Annotated in this window: 17 protein-coding genes; 11 read left to right on the top strand and 6 right to left on the bottom strand. The window is 64.5% G+C overall.

The window, feature by feature from the left end; genetic code table 11:
* Positions 1 to 42: 42 nt before the first annotated feature.
* Positions 43 to 1,536 carry a Na+/H+ antiporter NhaC family protein gene (locus RT424_RS12710; protein ID WP_313438581.1) on the bottom strand — a complete coding sequence of 498 codons (1,494 nt, stop codon included), beginning with the start codon at positions 1,534 to 1,536 and terminating at the stop codon, positions 43 to 45.
* A gap of 224 nt (positions 1,537 to 1,760) precedes the next feature.
* Between RT424_RS12710 and RT424_RS12705 the strand changes: the two genes are divergently transcribed.
* From RT424_RS12705 to RT424_RS12680, 6 genes are all read left to right on the top strand, one after another.
* The gene (locus tag RT424_RS12705; RefSeq protein ID WP_313438579.1) at positions 1,761 to 2,789 is read left to right on the top strand and encodes an AI-2E family transporter; all 1,029 of its coding nucleotides are present in this window, start codon (positions 1,761 to 1,763) and stop codon (positions 2,787 to 2,789) included.
* Positions 2,790 to 3,028: 239 nt separating this feature from the next.
* Positions 3,029 to 4,528 carry a basic amino acid/polyamine antiporter gene (locus RT424_RS12700; RefSeq protein WP_313438577.1) on the top strand — a complete coding sequence of 500 codons (1,500 nt, stop codon included), beginning with the start codon at positions 3,029 to 3,031 and terminating at the stop codon, positions 4,526 to 4,528.
* A complete protein-coding gene (locus RT424_RS12695) occupies positions 4,525 to 5,415 on the top strand; it encodes a hypothetical protein (RefSeq protein WP_313438574.1) in 891 nt (296 codons plus the stop codon). Before RT424_RS12700 ends, RT424_RS12695 begins: the two co-directional genes overlap by 4 nt.
* A 28-nt stretch (positions 5,416 to 5,443) precedes the next feature.
* A complete protein-coding gene (locus RT424_RS12690; protein ID WP_313438571.1) occupies positions 5,444 to 6,685 on the top strand; it encodes an arginine deiminase in 1,242 nt (413 codons plus the stop codon).
* A gap of 49 nt (positions 6,686 to 6,734) precedes the next feature.
* A complete protein-coding gene (gene eco, locus RT424_RS12685) occupies positions 6,735 to 7,244 on the top strand; it encodes a serine protease inhibitor ecotin (RefSeq protein ID WP_313438568.1) in 510 nt (169 codons plus the stop codon).
* 26 nt (positions 7,245 to 7,270) lie between these two features.
* Positions 7,271 to 8,356 carry a trypsin-like peptidase domain-containing protein gene (locus RT424_RS12680; protein WP_313438565.1) on the top strand — a complete coding sequence of 362 codons (1,086 nt, stop codon included), beginning with the start codon at positions 7,271 to 7,273 and terminating at the stop codon, positions 8,354 to 8,356.
* A 61-nt stretch (positions 8,357 to 8,417) separates the two neighbouring features.
* Here RT424_RS12680 and RT424_RS12675 read toward each other — a convergent pair whose 3' ends face one another.
* The 3 genes from RT424_RS12675 to RT424_RS12665 are packed head-to-tail and all read right to left on the bottom strand — an operon-like array spanning position 8,418 to position 9,596.
* On the bottom strand, positions 8,418 to 8,783 hold the full coding sequence (locus RT424_RS12675; protein WP_313438562.1) for a hypothetical protein: 366 nt from the start codon (positions 8,781 to 8,783) through the stop codon (positions 8,418 to 8,420).
* 50 nt (positions 8,784 to 8,833) lie between these two features.
* On the bottom strand, positions 8,834 to 9,295 hold the full coding sequence (locus tag RT424_RS12670) for a glycine zipper 2TM domain-containing protein (RefSeq protein WP_313438559.1): 462 nt from the start codon (positions 9,293 to 9,295) through the stop codon (positions 8,834 to 8,836).
* A gap of 46 nt (positions 9,296 to 9,341) precedes the next feature.
* On the bottom strand, positions 9,342 to 9,596 hold the full coding sequence (locus RT424_RS12665; protein WP_313438556.1) for a hypothetical protein: 255 nt from the start codon (positions 9,594 to 9,596) through the stop codon (positions 9,342 to 9,344).
* Between the two features lie 364 nt (positions 9,597 to 9,960).
* Between RT424_RS12665 and RT424_RS12660 the strand changes: the two genes are divergently transcribed.
* Positions 9,961 to 11,379: an amidohydrolase family protein gene (locus RT424_RS12660; RefSeq protein WP_313438553.1), complete on the top strand. Its 1,419-nt coding sequence runs from the start codon at positions 9,961 to 9,963 to the stop codon at positions 11,377 to 11,379.
* A gap of 206 nt (positions 11,380 to 11,585) precedes the next feature.
* Positions 11,586 to 12,488 carry an endonuclease/exonuclease/phosphatase family protein gene (locus RT424_RS12655; RefSeq protein WP_313438550.1) on the top strand — a complete coding sequence of 301 codons (903 nt, stop codon included), beginning with the start codon at positions 11,586 to 11,588 and terminating at the stop codon, positions 12,486 to 12,488.
* On the opposite strand, the gene RT424_RS12650 is transcribed toward RT424_RS12655, so the two are convergent.
* Entirely contained in the window at positions 12,485 to 13,822 is a 1,338-nt protein-coding gene (locus RT424_RS12650) for a sensor histidine kinase (RefSeq protein WP_313438636.1), read from the bottom strand. The two genes, RT424_RS12655 and RT424_RS12650, sit on opposite strands and share 4 nt — an antisense overlap.
* A gap of 59 nt (positions 13,823 to 13,881) precedes the next feature.
* Positions 13,882 to 14,547 carry a response regulator gene (locus RT424_RS12645; protein WP_167381885.1) on the bottom strand — a complete coding sequence of 222 codons (666 nt, stop codon included), beginning with the start codon at positions 14,545 to 14,547 and terminating at the stop codon, positions 13,882 to 13,884.
* 111 nt (positions 14,548 to 14,658) lie between these two features.
* Here RT424_RS12645 and RT424_RS12640 point away from each other — a divergent pair, with 111 nt between their 5' ends.
* The 3 genes from RT424_RS12640 (at position 14,659) to RT424_RS12630 (ending at position 18,684) form a co-directional block, all read left to right on the top strand.
* A complete protein-coding gene (locus tag RT424_RS12640) occupies positions 14,659 to 15,768 on the top strand; it encodes an ABC transporter substrate-binding protein (protein WP_313438543.1) in 1,110 nt (369 codons plus the stop codon).
* Positions 15,765 to 17,237, top strand: coding sequence for a porin (locus tag RT424_RS12635; RefSeq protein ID WP_313438540.1), 1,473 nt, complete (start codon positions 15,765 to 15,767; stop codon positions 17,235 to 17,237). Before RT424_RS12640 ends, RT424_RS12635 begins: the two co-directional genes overlap by 4 nt.
* A 145-nt stretch (positions 17,238 to 17,382) precedes the next feature.
* A complete protein-coding gene (locus RT424_RS12630) occupies positions 17,383 to 18,684 on the top strand; it encodes a CitMHS family transporter (protein WP_313438537.1) in 1,302 nt (433 codons plus the stop codon).
* Positions 18,685 to 18,762: the final 78 nt, after the last annotated feature.

Raw genomic sequence — 18,762 nt, 5'->3', positions numbered from 1 at the left:
GGCCGCCGCCGTGCGGCAGCCCGGACCGCGTGTTCGTCCCTCTCATGGTGCGGGGCTTGGCGTCTTTAGGATCCGGATGCCGGTGAAACCGAGCAATAGCGTCAGCAGCGGACTCAGGATGTTGAAGAAGCAGTAGGGCCCATAGAGCAAAGTGGGTACCCCCAGCACGGCGGCCATGTAGGCTCCGCAGGAGTTCCACGGAATCAGGGGTGAGGTCACGCTCCCGGCATCGCATACCGCGCGGGACAAGTTGGTGCTGGCCAGCCCCCGGCGTTCGAATTCGCCCCGGAACAGTCGAGCCGGAAGCACCACGGCGACATATTGATCGCCCGAGACGAGATTCAGCCCGAACGCGGTGCCGACGACGGTGGCGATAAGGCGGCCCGTCGACTTCGCGCGATTCAGCACGGGCGTTATGAGCTTTGCCATCAGCCCGAACTCGTCGAGGAGCGTGCCGAACAGCAGCGCGCCCAGGATCAGCCAGACGGTGGTCAGCATCGACGACATGCCGCCGCGTGAAAGCAAGGCATCCACCATCGGGATTCCCGAATTCGCCTGATAGCCGTTGGCCAGGGCGAGCCAACCGCCTTTCACGAATGCGATTGCGGGACTGACGTCGGGATCGACCACGAAACGCAGCACGGCTTCCGGTTGGGTAAACGGGGCCAGCAGCGCGGCGCACAAGGCCGAGAACATGATCGCCAGCGCGGCCGGAGTCCTGCGCACGGAGAGCACCACCAGGACAAGCAGCGGCAGCAGGTTGGCCGGACTGATCCAGAACAACCCGTTCAAGGCACGCAGTTCGGACGCGATCACATCCTCCCCCAGGCCGCGCACGCCGTCCGCGAAGCCCAGGGCGGCGAACAGGATCGCGGCGATCGCCAGCGCGGGCAGCGACGTCCAGGCCTGTTGGCGCAAATGTGTGTTCGTGTCCGATCCGGTTATTTGCGCGCTGAGAATGGCGGTTTCCGACAGGGGCGACATCTTCTCGCCCACGTAACAGCCTGAAATCACGGCGCCCGCGGCGATCGCCGGCGAAACGCCGACCATCACGGAAAGGCCAACAAGATCGACTCCGATCGTTCCGGCGGTGGTCCAGGAACTGCCGATACCCAGCGAGATGATCGCGCAGACAAGGATCGTGGCAAGGTAGAACCAGTTGGGGTGGATCATGAGGATGCCGTAATAGACCAAGGTCGGGATCGTCCCGGACATGTTCCAGGCGCCGATCAACGCACCCACGGCGAAAAGGATGAAGATCGCGTCGACCACCGAGGAAACGCCCTGCCGCCCCGCCTGCCCGATAGCCTGCCATGAGTGACCGTTCTTCGAGACGATCAGGCTGGTGACCATGGCCGAAAGGAACAAGCCGACCTGTATCGGACCGTTGATCGCGTCCAGCCCGAACAGGGCCACCGAGCTTGTGATCATCAGCGCAAGAACGACCAGCGGCGCCAGTGCATCGAAATACGACGGTGGTCGAATCGGCCGGGAGGAGCTGGTCGACATTTCGTTGTCCAGTTCACGCTGCGCCATAACAGCTATGCGAGCCGTTATCCGGTTTTCATGGGCAAGTGCAACTCATTTCATTCCGCGAATAAGGGTGAATAGAGATGAGGTTATAGAATCAGTTTCAAGCATGTTACTCTACTGAGCGAATCGTTTAAGGCGTTCATGCTCGACATTTTTCGGGGCGGATAAGTACCGTGCCGCGAAATTCGTGTTTGCAAGGACGGGGGCGGCAGATGTCCGGTCGAGGAATGACGGTGTCGGTCGGCATCATTGTGACCATCCTTGTCCTGTCCGTCGCGAAAGAGGCCGGCAGCGTCTTTGCGCCGGTAGCGTTCGCGCTTTTCATCATCGCCATCGTCTGGCCGTTGCAGCGCAGGCTGCAATCGCTCATGCCCCGGCTGCTGGCCCTGGCGATCGTCGTGGTGGTTACGGTTTCGGTGGGCCTATGCTTCGCGGCGGCGATCGCGTGGGGCGTGGGTAACGTCTGGCGCGCGATGATCGCGGATACCGCGCAGTATGAAATGGCTTACGGCAACGCCCTTGGCTGGCTGGAGGCGCACGGCGTTTCGGTAAGGGGCCTCTGGGCCGAGCACTTCGATGCGGCGCGGGTGCTGCGCATCGCCCAGCAGGTGGGCGGGCGCCTGCACACCACGTCGATATTCTGGATCGTCACGCTGACTTACGTGATACTCGGCCTGCTCGAAGTCGAGGATATGCGCGACAGGATCGCGGCGCTGGAGAATCGCGAGTCGGCCCGCATCCTGCTGGAGGTCAGCGGGGCGGCGGCGATGCAATTTCGTAGATACATGGTCGTCCGCACACTGATGAGCGTGCTGACCGGCCTACTCGTCTGGGCATTTGCCCGGGCAGTCGGCCTGCCCTTTGCACAGGAGTGGGGGGTGATCGCCTTCGCGCTCAACTACATCCCCTTCGTCGGGCCTTTCATCGCCACCTTGCTGCCCACGCTGCTGGCGATGCTCCAGTTCGACAGCTGGCTGGCCGTGGTGGTCGTCTTCATCTGTCTGAACGTGATCCAGTTCGTCGTGGGAAGCTACGTGGAGCCGCGGATCGCCGGAAACGTGCTGTCCATGGCGCCTTCGTTGGTCCTCTTCGCCGTCTTCCTGTGGACATTTCTCTGGGGGTTCCCGGGAACGTTCATCGGCGTGCCGATCATGATCACGATTCTGGCATTTTGCCGGGCGAATCCGAAAACGCGGTGGATCGCTGAATTGCTGGGCAAAGGCGGCTCGGCGCCGCCCGGCCGTTACACGTCCTGACTGGTGGGATGTCTCACTCTCTGTTCTCAGGGAAATTCCCATACCCCATCTGAGTATCGTACTGTGGAGTATTTATTGAAAAAATAATATACTCATTAAAATCGATGCGGTATTCAGCATGTTCAATTCCGATTTGATTCTCGACAGCTATCTGCCGTGGCGCAATTACATTGCGCTTTGACGGGCCGATCGTTTGAGCCCTTCCGGCCGCGCCGAACCGCGCGGTGCGGGGGCATCCCATGAGTGCGGAATCCGCCCAGGGCCGAATAGCTCCGGACGGACCCTCGACCGATGCGGAGCGGAAAATAATGACAGATCAAAGTTCCCGAAAACTGTCGTTGTTCGCACTTTCCGCGCTCGTGATCGGATCGATGATCGGCGCTGGCATATTCTCGCTGCCGCGCACGTTCGCTTCGGCCACGGGGCCGTTCGGCGCGATGATCGCATGGGTCATCGCGGCAGGCGGCATGTTCACTCTGGCGCGCGTGTTCCAGTTCCTGGCAGAGCGCAAGCCGGAGCTGGACGCGGGCGTCTATGCCTATGCCAAGGCGGGTTTCGGCCAATATGCGGGCTTTCTGTCAGCCTTCGGGTACTGGATCGGCTCCTGCATCGGCAACGTATCCTACTGGGTGCTGATCAAATCGACCCTGGGGGCCTTCTTTCCGATGTTCGGAGACGGGAACACGCCCACGGCCATCCTCGTCGCCTCGGTCGGGATCTGGCTGTTTCATTTCATGATCCTGCGGGGCGTTCAGCAGGCGGCGGCGATCAATACGGTCGTCACGGTGGCCAAGGTGGTGCCGATCCTGGTGTTCATGGTGATCCTGATCGGCGCGTTCCGTATGGACCTGTTCACCGCCAATTTCTGGGGCGGTAGCAGCATGCCTGCCACCGGCTTGTTCGAGCAGGTGCGGGCGACGATGTTCGTCACCGTTTTCGTGTTCCTGGGCATCGAAGGGGCCAGCGTCTACTCGCGATATGCCCGTAAACGCTCCGACGTGGGGCGCGCGACGCTGACCGGGTTCATCTTCGTCACCACGCTGATGGTGCTGGTGACGCTGCTTCCCTACGCCGTGCTGGAGCGTGCCGATATTGCCGGGATGCGGCAGCCGTCCATGGGCGCGGTGCTGGAGGCGGTGGTGGGCACCTGGGGCGCGGTCTTCGTCGCTGTGGGACTGATCGTATCGGTGATGGGCGCCTATCTGGCATGGTCGCTGATCTGCGCCGAAGTCCTGTCCGCAGCGGCCCGCACGAGGGACATGCCGCGCGTTTTCGCCACGGAGAACGTCCATGGCGTGCCGGCGGCCGCGCTCTGGCTGACCAACGGCGTGGTGCAGCTCTTCGTGATCAGCACCTACTGGTCGAGCGATGCTTTCGCCCTGATGCTGAGCCTGACCAGCGCGATGTCGCTGATCCCGTTCCTGCTGGTTGCCGGCTACGGGCTGCAACTGACATCGCGGCGCGAGACCTATCGGACGCGCCCGGCGGAGCGCAGCCGCGACTTGTTGCTCAGCGCCATCGCCACGATCTACACTGTGTTTCTCATATATGCGGGCGGTCTGAAGTTCGTGCTGCTTTCCGCCATTCTCTATGCGCCGGGGACCGTTCTGTACGTCTGGGCGCGCCGCGAACAGCGGGAGCGGGTGTTCAACCCCGCCGAATGGTTGATCTTTGCCGTGGCGTTGGTGGCTGCCGGGATCGGGTTCCACGGCCTGGCCAGCGGATGGATGGAACTATGACCGCGGCCCGTGCATCCATCGCATTGTCGATGGCCTGCACCCTTTGCGCGGTTCCCGCCCATGGTCGGCAGGCCTCGCAGCCGCAGGAGGTGGAGGCATCCGAGGAGGACGGCGACGAGGCAACCGATCGCCTGCATCTTCCCGGATATGAAAGCCGGGCGGGGAAATGGTCGCTGGAACTGGGCATCGCTCCGGAACTCGTGTCCCACAATCCCCTGCGACGCGGCACGGAAACCAGCAATGCCATGGACCTGTCCCTGATACTGGCGACCGTCCAGCCGCTGTCGCACGCGCTGGAAGCCGAGTTCGACGTGGGCGCGGTCAAGACGATCGACAATGGCTCGTTCTCGACCTGGGCCGCCGCCGCCGAATTGCGAACCCGACCGGACGCCGCCGGTTTCGCCCTGTTCTACAACTATGCTTTCGCGCAGGACTACGACGACTGGTTCGGCCAACGGCAGGCGACGACCCACACCGTCACGTCCGGGCTGCGGTTCGGCCGGGCCCTGGGGACCACGCAGGTCGGCTTCGAACTCGCGCCGCGCTGGAAGGATTCGTCTGTGGACGACGACGATCAGGTGGCCGTCAATCTGCAAGCGGAAGTGGTGACGCCCCTTGTCGAGGACAAGGTCTACCTCATCCTGGACGCTTCGGCCGAGCGGCGCTGGTATCGCAATCGCGATCCCATGCTTGCGATCAAGCGTCGCGACTGGCGATCCGCAACATATGCCGGGCTGGATCTTGCGGGGCTCTTCGGCGTGCGGGATCGCTGGCTGCATGACCTTTCGGCGGGCGTCGAGTGGCTCAAGGTCGATTCCAACATCGCCGATCAGGATCGCTCCGACCTGGCTCTGATGCCGGTGGTTTCGGTCGGGGTTTCGTTCTGAAAACGACGAAAAACGAAGGAGAGTGCATATGACGCAGCCTGCATTCGGGGTTCATTCCGAGGTCGGGCAGTTGCGCAAGGTCATGGTCTGCGCACCGGGCCGGGCGCATATGCGACTGACGCCGACCAACTGCGACGATCTGCTGTTCGACGATGTGCTGTGGGTGGACGTGGCCAAGCGGGATCACTTCGATTTCGTGACGAAGCTGCGCGATCGCGGCGTGGAGGTTGTGGAGATGCACAACCTGCTGGCAGCCACTCTGGAAAATGCGGAAGCCCGCGCATGGATACTGGATCATCAGGTCGTGCCGAACGAAGTGGGACTGGACCTGCTGGACAGCGTCCGTGGCTATCTGGACGGGCTGCCCCCGCGCGATCTGGCCGAAACCCTGATCGGCGGCCTGTCCACGGTAGAACTGCACGAGGCGATCGGCGGCGACCTGCTGCGCCTGGTTCGCGACGCGGCGGGCGTTTCCGAATACCTGCTGCCGCCTCTGCCGAACACGCTCTACACCCGCGACACCACCTGCTGGATCTATGGCGGCGTCACGCTGAACCCGCTCTATTGGTCGGCGCGGCATGAGGAAACCATCCTGGCGGCGGCGATCTATCGGTTCCACCCGGATTTCGCGGGCAAGGTGAACGTTTGGTGGGGGGATCCGCTGGTCGACCACGGTCTTGCCACTCTGGAGGGTGGCGACGTGATGCCGATCGGCAAGGGCAATGTCCTGATCGGCATGAGCGAGCGCACATCGCGGCAGGCGATCAGCCAATTGGCGAACGCCCTCTTCGAGCAAGGGGCCGCCACCCGCGTGATCGTGGCCGCCATGCCGAAGCTGCGGGCGGCCATGCATCTGGACACGGTGTTCACCTTTGCCGACCGCGACTGCGTGCTGGTCTATCCGGACATCGTCAACAAGATCGAATGCTTTTCCTATCGCCCCGGAAGCGGCGGCAACAAGCTGGACTTGCGCAGGGACCAGGGGTCGTTGATCGAGACCGTGGGAGAGGCGCTGGGCGTCAGGATGCGCGTGGTTGAAACCGGCGGCAACGACTACATGCGGGAACGGACGCAGTGGGACAGCGGTGCCAACCTGGTCTGCGTTTCTCCCGGCGTGGTGTTCGCCTATGACCGGAACGTCTTCGCCAATACGCTGCTGCGCAAGGCCGGCATAGAGGTGATCACGATCGCCGGCAGCGAACTCGGGCGCGGGCGCGGGGGCGGGCACTGCATGACCTGCCCGATCGTTCGCGATCCGCTTGAAGACTGATGCTCAAAATCGACATGCCGTGAAACCGAGCCCCGTGGGAGACGACAACATGCCTTCATCGCACGCCGCGCCACCGTTTGCGCTTCGATACCTGCCCTTGGTTCTGACGGGATGCGCCCTGGCGCTGGCGGTCAGCCCGCCGGCGCTGGCGCAGCGCACCGCCCTGGACGAACTGAAAGCGTTTCCTCCCGCTCCCTCTGGACAAGTGCGGCGCGTCATCGTGCTGCCGCAGGAAACCGACGAGAACGCCCTGAAAGTGGGAATAATCGTCGGCCGGACGATGATGGTCGATTGCAACCGCCATGTCCTCGGCTCGCGGCTGGAAACGCGAACCGTGGAGGGCTGGGGCTATGACTATCACGTGGTGACGATTTCCGATGCGCCGGTGAGCACCCGGATGGGATGTCCGCCGGGCAGCCTGTCGAAGCAGTTCGTGCACGGCGGCGACGAACCGTTCCTGCGCTACAACAGCCGGTTGCCGATCGTGATCTACACACCGACCGATGTGGAACTACGCTACAGGATCTGGCGCGCCGGACCGGAAGTCGTGGCCAAATGACCGTGGCGCGATCTCCTTGTCGGTCGATGACCGCCTTGTGGCTGGCGGCACTGGCCCTGACCGGGGGCTGCCGCGACGATCGCCCGGAAGGAAGCCGCCAAAAGGCTTCGGCGGACATCCCGTCGCCCGAAACAAGACAGCAGCGGGCCAGCGAGAGCTTTTCGCGACTGGTGGACTCTGCCGCGCCCGCCGTCGTCAACATCGCCGTCATCCAGACATCGCCCTCGCAGAACAATCCCCTGCTGCGCGATCCGTTCTTTCGTCAATATTTCGGTGAGCCCGCCCAGCCACAGACCCAGCTTTCGGCCGGGTCCGGCGTGATTATCGACGCGCGACGCGCCCTTGTGCTCACCAACTATCATGTGGTTCGGTCCGCTCGGGCGATCCAGGTGGCCCTCCCGGACCGGCGCCGCTACATCGCCGAATTGCTGGGAACCGACCCTCCCACCGACCTTGCGGTGCTGCGGTTGCGGGCAACCAACCTGCCGCAGATCGCCCTCGGCAATTCCGACGCGGCGAAAGTGGGCGACCAGGTGCTGGCGATCGGCAATCCTTTCGGATTGGGCCAGACGGTAACCTCGGGTATCGTCAGCGCCTTGGGGCGGGGGCAGAGCCGCGACGGGTACGAAGGATATATCCAGACCGACGCGGCCATAAACCCCGGCAATTCCGGCGGCGCCCTGATCGCAATGGACGGGACTGTACTGGGTATCAACAGCGCGATCTACGGTCCCGGCGCCAATATCGGCATCGGTTTTGCAGTACCGGCCGCCACTGCCCGGTTCGTGGTGCAGGAGATACTGTCGCATGGTTCGGTCCGACGCGGCGGGATCGGCGTGTCGATCACGGACGCGATACCGCAGGACATGGACAGGGTGCCGCCCGCTGGCGCCCTGATCGCGGCCGTGGTGCCCGGAGGGCCTGCCGCTCGCTCGGGACTGAAGCCGGGGGATCTGGTCACGGCCGTCTCCGGACACGCGACGCCCACGGCTTCGGCCTTGCGCGATGTGCTTGGCCGCACGCCGATCGGCACCACGCTTGACCTGACGGTCCGGCGCGGCACGGCCAGCGAGGTCATTCGTGTTCAACTAAGTGGGGCCGTGTCGAACTGAGTGGGGATGCGGGCCGGTAGCAGGCACCGGCCGCATGGCCCATCCAGAATGAAACGGACTTTCAGCGCTGTACGCGCAGGTTCTGGGGATTGAAGCGCACCACTTCGAAGACGTTGGCCGACCGCCTGAGCACCACGGAACCGCGTGCGAAGTCCACGGCGACCACCGTAAGCGCTTCCCCGGGCTTGCGGGGACCGGCGGCATAGTAGTTGTTCAGCAGCATCGTCCCGATGACGCCCGTCACGGTATTGCCCTTTACCGCTCTCTTCTGCACCTCGGCGCGTGTGGGTGCGTCCAACTGCGCCAACACGGCGCGGTCGAACGATGCGTTGCTGGTTGCCTGAGCCGCCACGGGAGGCGCGGCGACGACGGCCACGCCCAAAGCGAGTTGCAGGGCTACGGCGATCTTGAGGACATTATTTGGCATGTGCCTGTTCCTTTCATGGCAAGCTTGCGAAAATGCAGTGGACGGGAAAGTCAGTGGGTGACGCGCGCGTTCTCCGACGTGCCTGCCAGTCGTACCCGGTCTCCCACGCGGAAGTCGCGCGGATCGCCGGGCTGGACCACGGCAACGTTGTCGCCGGAATCGAGGCGCATGGTGATCTCGATCCCGGCCGTCCGGGATGAGCCCTGGACGGCGCTGCCGATCGCTCCGCCCACGACGGCGCCGGTCACGCCTCCGGCAATGTTGGCAGCGGTGCTGCTGCCGACCTGACTGCCGCCGATCGCGCCTAGCGCGCCACCGGCCACCGTGCCGAGCCGGGTCTGCCCCGGCTGGATGACGACTTCGCGAATGGCGAGGACTTCGCCGAACTGGACGGTGGCCACTTGTCCCGCTTCGTTTCGCGAGAACGAGGATACGCCGGTCTGGGGGGTGCATCCACTCAATGCCAGGATGGATACCCCGGCGCAGACGACGCTGAATGCAGGCGTTTTCATGAATTATCTCCTTGCATCGAAAAGAAGCGAGGCGGCATTCCGCATTCTATTGTGATTTGGCTTTGGAGGATTTTTCCGGCCAACGGTTGAGGGGCTGGTTGCCGAAGTTCAGTCCCGCCTGACGAGGGTTGATGCAACTATCGGTGACTTGCGCGGAGCAGACCTTGTAGACTTGCCCGTCGATGCGGACGGAAGCTGCCCGGCCTCTGGAGTCGCGCTCGACGATCTCCGGCTTGGGTGCCGCCGGTGCCGCATCGGCTACGGTAGCCGTTCCCAGCATGCAGGCGGCAAGACCTATCATTGCCGATTTCCATCGATTGACCATCGTCGTCATCCTTTCGTCTGGCGTGTTGACCACCGCAAACCACTGGGAAGAAACGCTTTCTAGCCGGGAATATTCAGCCGCGCACGGTTGATATGTTCGAAAATGAGATGCGCATGTTGCACCGTATCAAGCGCGCGGCTTGAATAATCGCTTCGGAATTAAATTGACCACCGTCAATCGGGGTGGCGATCCTACTTATCGCGACTCGAAATAAGTAATAGACTAGGGCGTATATCATCTGTAAATTTTCACACAAAGAGCAATGTGATCATTAACTTCGAATCATTCCTTGTTTATCGCACATCGCAGCCGGAGCTGTTCCGGCACGAAAGGGGCCGCAATGATCGTGAGGCATTCCCCATTTCGGCTCCTGTCCCTGGCGCTTCATCGCGGGAGGCGCTCGGTATCGGCCAAAGTGGCGATCGTAACGGCACTGGCGCTGGGAGCGCTGCTGTCCGTGGGCAGCCCTTCCGGCGTGGCGCAAGTGGCTCCCGCCGCTGAGCCGGGCACCATACTTATCCGAAACGTCCGCATCTTCGATGGCCGGAAGGCGGCGCTATCCGGGATTTCCAATGTTCTGGTCCGCGGCAACCTGATCGAACGGATATCGACCGGGGCCCTGGCGGGTACTACCGGCACGCAAGTAATCGATGGAGGGGGCCGGACGCTGATGCCGGGCCTCATCGACGCGCATTGGCATGCCATGTTCGTTCGCCCCACGCCGGTGCAGCTTCTGACGAACGATGTGGGCTACACCACGATACAGGCCGGCGTGGAGGCGACTGCGACACTTATGCGGGGCTTTACGACGGTGCGTGACATGGGAGGACCGGCCTTTTCCCTGAAGCGGTCGATCGATGAGGGCCTTGTGGACGGTCCGCGCATCTATCCTTCAGGCGCGATGATCACGATCACCAGCGGGCACGGCGATTTCCGCCAGCTGAGCGAACTTCCGCGTCGCCCCGGCCAACTCAGCCACATCGAGGAACTGGGCGGGGCCGCCATCGCCGACAGCCCCGACGAGGTGCGCATGCGCGCGCGCGAGCAGCTCATGCACGGCGCGTCGCAGGTAAAGCTGACCGCCGGCGGCGGCGTGGCATCGCCGTTCAGCCCTCTGGACGTTTCCACCTTTACCGAAGGCGAGTTGCAGGCCGCCGTCGATGCGGCTGGCAATTGGGGCACCTATGTCGCCGTTCATGCCTATACTCCGGCAGCGATACAGCGGGCGGTGAAGGTCGGCGTGAAATGCATCGAGCACGCTCATCTCATGGATGAAGCCTCGGCCAAGATGATGGCCGACAACGGCGTCTGGCTGAGCACGCAGCCTTTCGTGGACATGGCGATCGGCGCCACCATGGGCCCGAACGAGCAGGCCAAGCTGAAGGAAGTGGTCGATGGTACGGACCGCATGTACCGCCTTGCCCGCAAGTATCGGATCAAGACGGCGTTCGGGACCGACATCCTGTTCTCATCCCTGCTGGCGACCCGGCAGGGAAACTCGATCGTGGACATGACCAAGTGGTATACGGCGGGCGAAGCGCTGGTCATGGCGACGTCCACCAATGGAGAACTGCTGCGGCTGTCGGGCCCGCGCAATCCCTACCCGGGCCTGCTGGGTGTTGTCGAGCAAGGCGCCTATGCCGATCTCCTGGTGGTAGACGGCAATCCGCTGGACGATATCAGGCTGGTGGCAGACCCGGAAAAGAACTTCGTGATGATCATGAAGGACGGGAAGATCTATAAGAACCGTTTGAACTGAGGCATCCTTGTGCCGTGCATGGATTGCCAACACCGTGCACGGCACAGTGGAAAATGCTGAAAGCGTCGATCTTGAAGCCTGTTCTTGCCTTCGCGGTGATCGTTTCGATTGGCGGGTGCGCAAGCATGCCGGTCGAGCGGCGCGCCGACGCGGAAACGGCTGCCAGGCCGGACATAACCGTATCGGCCGATGGCAGGTCGGCAAGCATGAGGATCGATGTCCTCACATACAACATCGAAGGCCTGCCCTGGCCCGCCCGCAGGAACCGATCCGGAAAGCTACAGGAAATCGGCCGCCGCATCGCCGCATCGCGGGCGGCGGGGCAGGGGCCGGACATAATCGTTTTCCAGGAGGTGTTCAGCAAGTCCGCCGTCCGGGCGGTCGAGGCGACGGGCTACCACAGCATCACGGCCGGGCCGGGCGCGAAATCGCGACAGTCGCGGAACGAGGACGGCGCTCTTCCGGGCACGAGGAAGGCCCTCAAAGGCGAAATCGGCCCGAACTTCACGTCGAGCGGACTGGTGATCGCGTCCGATTTCATGATGGAAAAGAAAGCCTACCGACCTTTCGCCAAGGGCAGTTGCGCCGGGTTCGACTGCTTGTCCAACAAGGGCGCCTTGATGGCGTCGATCGTGATACCGGGGATGCCGGGCCGGCTCGATGTGTTCACCACGCACATGCAGTCCCAGGGGGCGTCGAAAGTTCCGGTCGAGCGACATGCTGCCGCGCATTTCAGGCAGACAAGCGAACTGTCGCGCTTCGTGGCCGATGAGGGCGTCTACGATGCACCGGTCATCATCGCCGGTGACTTCAACAAGCGCAATTCGGATGCGCGCTATTACAACTTCAAGCGGGATCTGCCGCTCGATAACGTTCATCGCCATTGTCTGGAGCGGCCCACGGAATGCGAGGTGCGGCAGCAATGGCGCCCGGACGAATGGCGCCGGGTTCAGGATCTGCAGTTCTTCGCATCCGGCAAAACCGTGACCGTCAGGCCGGTGATAGCGGAAGGCATGTTCGATGGTGGCAGCAGCGGCCCGGTGCTGTCGGATCACGTCGGATTTCGCGTGATCTATGAGGTGAACTGGACGGTGGAGCCTGCTCGTTAGCCCGCTTCCGCGTCATGCCGAAAAGTCACGATCACCCGCAGCCCCGGCGCGGCGTCCTCCAGCGCCAGCGCAGCGCCCAGCCGCTCCGCCGAGGACTGGACGATCGCGAGGCCCAGGCCGCTGCCGGGCGGGCCGTTCTCGCCCTGGAGGCGGGCGAAGCGGGCCATGGCCTGTTGGCGCTGTCCGGCGGGAATACCGGGGCCGTCGTCGCTGACGATCAGGTAGGTGCCTGCCTCGTCCCGGCGCAGGGCCACGGTGACCTTGCCGCCGGGCCGGTTGTAGCGGATGGCATTGTCTACGAGGTTCGAGAGCATCTCGTAGACCAGCGAGCGGTGGCCTCGAACTGCGAAGGCGATGTCTTCGTCGCAGTCGAGCAGCAGTTCGACATCGGCCTCGATCGCCTGATGGATGCGGCGCGAAATCGCCCTTCGGCTCACTTCCACCAGATCGACCTGCTCCAGCGGCGGCAGCGTTCCCGCCTCGTCGGCGCGGGCGAGGGTGAGGAGCTGGGTGAGCAGCCGTTCCAGGCGGTCGGTCGCCTCGTCGATTTCCCGCAGTGCTTCCTCCGAGCCGCGACGGGCCAGCGCGACCTGTACTTTCAGCACCGAGAGCGGCGTGCGCATCTGGTGCGAGGCATCGGCGGTGAAGCGGCGCATGGCGCTGGTCGCATCGTCGAGCCGGCCGAGCAGGCGGTCGAACGAGCGCGACAGCGGGCGCAGTTCGGCGGGCAGGGGGCCGGTGCGCAGTGGCGAGAGGTCCGGCGCGGCACGGGTGTCACGCGCTTCGATCGCCGCGCGCAATTCGGAAAGCGGGCGCAGGCTCCAGCCCAGCGCGGGGCGGATCAGCGCCAGAGCCACGCCCACCAGCACCACTTCCCCGAACAGCAGCGCCGCCATCAGCCGCTGGCGCAGCGCATTGCGGTTGTCGAGCGTCTCGGCCACCTGCACCACGACCGGCGCCGGGATGCGGGGCAAGTCGCGCCGCACTTCCCCGATGCGGATGCGCTGCCCGCGATATTCGGCATAGCGGAAGCGCGGTTCCTCGGCGGATAGCGTGGCGGGATCGGGGGCGGGAAGGTCGGCGTAGCCGGTCAGCAGTTCGCTGCCCACGGCGATGCGGTAGTAGACGTTGTCCCGCTCGGAATTCTCCAGCATGCCGAAGGCGGCGGGCGGCAGGTCCAGTGTGACTTCGCCGCGCTCTACTTGAACCGTTTCCGCGATGGCGCCCAGTGCGCCGCCCAGCACGCGGTCGTTGGTGCGGCGCACGACGTCGGAGATCAGCGCCCAGCCGATCACGCCCAGCGCCAGTGCCGCGATCACCAGCGGTCCCAGCATCGCGATGCCGAGCCGTTGGCGCAGCGATACCGCGCGTTTCACGGGTGCTTCGGGAGCCGTCACGAACGGTCGAGCATGTAGCCGACGCCGCGCACGGTGCGGATCGCCGGGCCGTCTGGCGCCAGCTTGCTGCGCAGCCGGGTGACGTTGACTTCGAGGGCGTTGGAGCCGACCGGATCGTCGAACCCGAACACTTCGGCCTGCAATGTCTCGCGCGAGACGATCTGCCCGGCGCGCGCCGCCAGCGCTTCCAGCACGGCCCATTCGCGGCGGCGCAGTTCGACCAGTCGCTCGCCCACTTCGACGCGCCCGGTCGATCGGTTGATGGTCATCGCGCCGATCCGCATCTCCGGCGCCGCATCGCCGCCGCGCCTTCGCCCCAGCGCGCGGACGCGGGCCTCGAGTTCCTCGACGTCGAAGGGCTTGCGCAAGTAATCGTCGGCGCCGAGGTCCAGGCCGCGCACCCTGTCGTCAAGCCCGTCACGCGCCGTCAGCATCAGCACCTGCACCTGATCGCCGCGTGCGCGCAGCCGGGCGAGCACTTCGAATCCGTCGATATCGGGCAGGCCGACATCGAGAATCACCAGCGAGTAGGGCTCGGTGGCGATGACGGAAAGTGCGTCCTCGCCGCTGGCGACATGGTCGATCGCATGGCCCGCCGCGCGCAGCAGGGAAACCACGCCGCGCGCCAGTTGCGCGTCATCCTCGACGATCAGAACGCGCATGGGCGAGACTCGACCTGCCGGTTTTCGTGAAAGGTGGATGACAGCTTCGGATCGTAGGGCATGTCTATCAGCTTATCCGACATGAGACGCGGAAAGCGAGAGGATACGGGAATGCGCAGCTTCATAACGGTTCTGACACTTGCAGCGATGATCGCCGTTCCGGCTGCGACCGCGCCTGCCGAAGCCCGGCGGCAAACGGTCGAGCGCCCGGCGGGCTACCCGCGCTCTTACGATTCGCTGATCGCCGATGCCCGCGCCGAGGGCACCGTGCGGATCTACGCCAATGCCGACAAGGCCGAGATGGTGCCGGTGGTATCGGCCTTCCGCCGCGCCTTTCCCGGCATCCGGGTGCTCTATGCCGATCTCGGTTCGGCCGAACTCTATCGCCGCTACACGGCGGAAGTGCGCGCGAAGCAGTATTCCGCGGACATCGTCTGGTCTTCCGCGATGGACCAGCAGGCCAAGCTGATCAACGACGGCTATGCGCAGCAATACGCCAGCCCCGAAAAGCCCGCACTGCCGGAATCGGCGGTATGGAAGAACATGGGCTTCGGCGTCACCGCCGAGCCGATCGGCGTGGTCTACAACAAGAAGCTGGTGCCCGCCGCACTGGTGCCGCAGAGCCATCAGCAACTTGAGCAACTCCTGCGCAAGCGCCGCGCCGCCTTCATGGGCAAAGTCGCGACGTTCGATCGCGCGCGTTCCAACGTGGGCTATCTCTATCTCTCGCAGGATTTCCAGATCACTCGCGACACCCGCGCCCTGGTGGAAGCCATGGCGGCGACGCGCCCGGTGCTCATGACCCATACCGAGGAGATGCTGCAAGGCGTCGCCTCGGGCAAGCTGGCGATGGCCTACAACGTGATCGGTTCCTACGCGCTCGAGCGGGCGCGGCGCGATCCGAACATCGGCGTCGTCTTCCCGCGCGACTACACCATCGTCACCTCGCGCATCGCCTTCATCTCGCGCGAGGCGCGCCATCCGGCGGCAGCGCGGTTGTTCCTCGATTTCCTTCTCTCCCGCGCCGGACAGGCCCAACTCGCCCGGCATAGCCTCTGGCCGGTGCGCTCCGATGTGCCCGCCTCTCATCGCCTTCCTGCCGGACAGGCGCGCCCCGTGCGCGTCGGTCCGCAGCTCCTCGTCAATCTCGATCGCCTGACCCGCGCCCGCTTCCTGCGCGACTGGAATGCGATCCTTGCCTCTGGACAGAATATCAGATGAAAATTCTTGCAGCGGGCACTGCCCTTGCCGCCCTGATCGCGGCGACGCCTGCCCTTGCCCAGGAACCGAGCAAGGAAGACCTGGCCGAACTCGTGCGCGCACAGGCCGCCGAAATCGCCTCGCTGCGCCAGCGGGTGGAGAAGCTGGAGGCGGGGGCCGCCCCCGCGCTGGCCGCCGCACCGCAAGCGCCTGCCGCTTCCCCGCCCGAACCCGCGCCGCCAGTCGTGGTGACGGAGCCTTACGCCCCGCAACTCCTCCCGCCCGGCCCGGCCGAGCGCGATATCGAGCGCGTGCGCGCCGCCGCCGTCTCCGCTTCGGGCGTCAGCACCGAATGGGGCGCGGGCCTGCCGGTGTTCCATTCGGCGGACGGCATGTTCAGCTTCAAGCCGCGCGGGCGCATCATTACCGATGTCAGCACCACCATGGGCTCGAAGTACAGCGGTCGCAACCTGACCACTACCGGCATGCGCGCGCTGCGCATGGGCCTCGAAGGCACGGTCGGCACGCATTTCTTCTATCAGTTCGAAAGCGACTTCTCGGAGAACGAGGTGGATGTCGTCACCGCGTTCATGGGCTGGCGCAACCGCATCGCGCCGGGCATGGACTATGACGTTCGCGTCGGCCACTTGTTCAACGACCGCAGCTTCGATGGCTCGACGGGTTCGGACTCGACGCCCTTCACCGAGCGTTCGACGGTCGCCACCGCGATCATTCCGCAGCGCGCCTTCTACGGCCTCGGTATCATGCCGCGCCTGTTCTGGAAGACCGGCCACGCCTCGCTCACCGTCACCGGCGACCGGATCGATGGCGACCAGTCCAGCTCCGACAACCGCACCGTGCTCGCCCGCGCGCACTGGAATCCGGTGAAGTCCGACCGTCAGGTGCTGCACCTTGGCATTTGGGGTTTCGACGAGATGCTCCATCCCGGCAAGAACACGCTGACCCGCAACACCGTGATCGGCGGCCGCTTCAACGGCGCGCTCAGGCTTTCGACGGGCACGCTGATCGGCGGCACCGGCACGACCGGCTACGGCGTGGAACTGGGCGGCTATTCCGGCCCGCTCTGGATCATGGGCGAGGCGGGCGAGCGCCATGCCCGGCTCGACGGCGGACGGCCCGATTTCGTCAGCCGCGCCTGGAGCGTTTCGGGCGGCTGGTTCCTCACCGGAGACCTGCCCCCCTACAATCCGCGCCTCGGCAGCTTCGGCCAGCCCAAGGTCCTGCGCCCCGTCTTCGAAGGCGGCCCCGGCGCGATCGAACTGACCGCCCGCTACGAGAACCTGGAGTTCGACGACATCGTCACCCCCGCGCAAGGCTGGGCGGCGACGTTGGGCGTGAACTGGTATCTCAACAGTTTCACCCGCTTCCAGGTCAACGCGATCCACTGGAAAACGCAGAATACCGCCGGTGCCTACACCGGGAAAGACGACGGCCAGACCCTCACCGCCCGCGTCGGCGTGACGTTCTGATCATGCGGCACCGGCCCACGCCCTCACCCGACCTCCCATCAAGGTACACTCGTGGGAGGTCGGGTGGGGGCGTGGGCCGGTGCCGCTCGAAAATGCCCTTCCGGGCATTTTTCCAATAATTTCATCCAGACATTCGGGGACAATCATGAGTCTCGCCCTTATCGGCTTCCTGATGGTGGCCACTTTCATGACGCTTATCATGACCAAGCGGATGACCCCGCTGGTCGCGCTGGTCGTCGTGCCTACGCTGTTCGCCCTGCTCGCCGGGTTCCACTCGGGGCTGGGCGACATGATGATCGAGGGCCTGACCAAGCTGGCGCCCACCGGCGTCATGCTGCTCTTCGCGATCCTGTTCTTCAGCACGATGACCGACACCGGCCTGTTCGACCCGCTGGTGGGCCGCCTGATCCGGCTGGTTCATGGCGATCCGATGCTGATCCTGATCGGTTCGGTGGTGCTCTGCGCGCTCGTCAGCCTCGATGGCGACGGGTCCACGACCTACATCATCACGATGGCCGCCATGCTGCCGCTCTACAAGCGCTACGACATGAACCGGCTCTACCTCGTCTGCCTGCTGATGGTGACGAGCGGGGTGATGAACCTGACGCCGTGGGGCGGGCCGACCGCGCGCGCCGCCAGCGCGCTGAAGCTCGATCCCTCGACGCTGTTCGTGCCGCTGATTCCGGGCATGGTCGCGGGCCTTGCCTTTCTGGTCGTGCTGGCGATCCACTTCGGCCGCAAGGAACGCCGCCGCATCGGCCGTGTCGAGGCCGCGACCCCCAAGGAACTGGCCGACTTCGCCGTCTCGCAATGGCCCGAAGCGCGCCGTCCGAAAATGATCTGGTTCAACGCCGCGCTGGTCGTCGCGCTGCTGGTGCTGCTGGTCTGGGGCGTGCTGCCGCTGCCGGTGCTGATGATGCTGGCCTTCGCCATCTCGATGATCGCCAACTATCCCCATGTGAAGGAGCAGAAGGAGCGCATCGCCGCCCATGCGGGCAACGTGCTGGCGGTCGTCTCGCTGATCTTCGCGGCGGGCATCTTCACCGGCATCCTTTCCGGCACCGGCATGGTAGAGGCGATGAGCCGCGAGGTCGTGAACGTCATCCCGCCTTTCCTCGGCCCCTACATGGCGCCGATCACCGCTCTGATCAGCCTGCCGGGCACGTTCTTCATCTCGAACGACGCCTTCTACTTCGGCATGCTGCCGATCCTTGCCGAGGCAGGCGCGCATTACGGCGTGGAGCCGATGGCGATCGCCCGCGCCTCGCTGATGGGCCAGCCGGTCCACCTGCTCAGCCCGCTGGTGCCCTCGACCTACCTGCTGGTCAGCCTTGCGGGCGTGGACCTTGCCGACCACCAGCGCTTCACCCTGGTCCCGGCGGCGCTGTGCTGCCTGGTGATGACGATCGTGGGGATGCTGGTGCTGGCCTTCCCGTTCGTGGGATGATCGGTGTTGCACCAGCCCCACTGTCGTCATTGCGAGCGTAGCGAAGCAATCCAGAGTCGCGCAGAGCCGCTCTGGATT

The organism is Novosphingobium sp. (assembly GCF_032093395.1).
Lineage (GTDB): Bacteria > Pseudomonadota > Alphaproteobacteria > Sphingomonadales > Sphingomonadaceae > Novosphingobium.
This window is presented reverse-complemented; position numbering and strand designations above follow the sequence as displayed.